Raw genomic sequence first — 1,753 nt, 5'->3', positions numbered from 1 at the left:
CCGGTGAATATCGCCGGCGGCGGTTTTGGATGATCGACCGCGATGCCGTCGACGAGATCGGCGACGGGCTGGCCGATCGCCGCCCAGTCCGGCTCGGCTTCGTCGCGCGCCCGCGCCAGCGCCGTGCGAAGCCGGGTCAGCTTCGCCTCGTCGCGCAAGTCGGGCAGCCCGGCGCGGCGGAGCAGTATCCGCAATGCGGGATTGCCGAGCGCGGTCTTGTAGAATTTGGCCAGATGCGGATCGCCGCTGGTTGCACCCGCCAGCACGGGATCGCAGACGTCGTAAAGCGAGGGGCCGTCCTTCCGCGCCGTCAGCGCCCGGCAGGCGGCGCCGGCAAAATAATGAAAGTTCATGAAATACCTGGTCGCGGGGCCCCTGGTCGGGGGCCGGCCGGTGCGGTTCCCATCCGCGCACCACCCCCTGCAAGTCTTTGAAAAAGCTACCCGGATTCGCAGGAAATACAAATGTGATAGCGGTCACGGAAAAAAAACGGCACGAGGGCTGCATGATCAGACCCCGGAATGGCTACGGGAACGCAAAACCAGGAGAAATCCAGGCCATGTAATTAACTAACATCTTCAGCGACTTAGCTCAAATTTTGGGCAATCTATTGCCGGGCACACTATATCCCGTTAAAGGTTTGTTTGGTGCGGCGCCGCAAATTGCGCGCAATTCGGGGGCACTCCCCCGGCCAATCCCTCAAACCTAAAGACGCTATCGCGCTACTCAACCTGTGTGCGCGCGCTTGGCTGGTCTTTGGCACTGACAGGAATGAAGCGAGATGAATGTAAGGCAGCTCGACATTTCCCGACGCACGATTGCGGTGGCCGCAGCCCTCATCGGCACGGTCTCGCTCGTGATCGGCGCCCATGCTGCCCTCAACATGCGCGCGCTCGATGCCGCCAAGGCTGTTACGACCGACCAGGTCACCGGCTCGATCGGCCAGACCTCCCGGCTCGCGCTCGTCATCGGCAATGGACATTATCCCGACGCCAGCGCGCCGCTGACGCAGTCGATCAACGACGCCCGCGCGCTGTCCTCGACCCTGCGCAAGAACGGCTTTGACGTCGACATGGTGGAAGACGCGACCAAGGACGACATGGTCCGCGCCGTCAACCGCCTGAAGTCCCGGATCAAGCGCGACACCGTCGTCATGCTGTTCTTCGGCGGCTTCGGCGTGCAGGCCGGCCGCCAGAGCTACATGCTGCCGGTCGACGCCGTGATCTGGAAGGAAAGCGACGTCCGCCGCCAGGGCGTCTCCATCGACGGCGTGCTCGACATGATGAAGGAGCAGGGCGCCAAGGCCAAGCTCGTCGTCGTCGATGCCTCCCGCCGCAATCCCTACGAGCGCCGTTTCCGTTCCTACAGCCACGGCCTCGCGCCGATCGGCACGCCCGACAATGCGCTGATCCTCTCCTCCGCTTCGCCCGGCAAGGTCGTCGACGACGGCAAGGGCGAGCACAGCGTGCTGGTCAGCGAGCTGCTCGGCAATCTCGCTGCGCAGGGCAGCGCCGAAAGCGCTTTCAACAAGACCCGGGTCGCCATCTCCCGCGCCTCCGAAGGCGACCAGGTCCCGACCGTCTCCTCCTCGCTGCTCGAAGACGTCCATTTCGGCGAAGCCGGCGGCTAGTTTTTCGCGGCGACTGTAGAGTGGATTAGCGAAGCGTAATCCACCACTTCTCTCTCAGAGCGGAAAGCAAAGAGGTGGATTACGCCTTCGGCTAATCCACCCTACGATATGCGTGTGTAACGC

General features: G+C 63.3%; 1 protein-coding gene and 1 pseudogene. One reads left to right on the top strand and one right to left on the bottom strand.

The window, feature by feature from the left end:
• A pseudogene (locus tag AC1D00_RS39770) lies at window positions 1–353 on the bottom strand (hypothetical protein); the annotation flags it as partial.
• 428 nt (window positions 354–781) lie between these two features.
• Here AC1D00_RS39770 and AC1D00_RS39765 point away from each other — a divergent pair.
• Complete coding sequence (locus AC1D00_RS39765) at window positions 782–1,630, top strand: caspase family protein (protein ID WP_404551943.1); 849 nt, start codon at window positions 782–784, stop codon at window positions 1,628–1,630.
• Window positions 1,631–1,753: the final 123 nt, after the last annotated feature.

Source organism: Bradyrhizobium sp. P2_E8, assembly GCF_056403875.1.
This window is presented reverse-complemented; position numbering and strand designations above follow the sequence as displayed.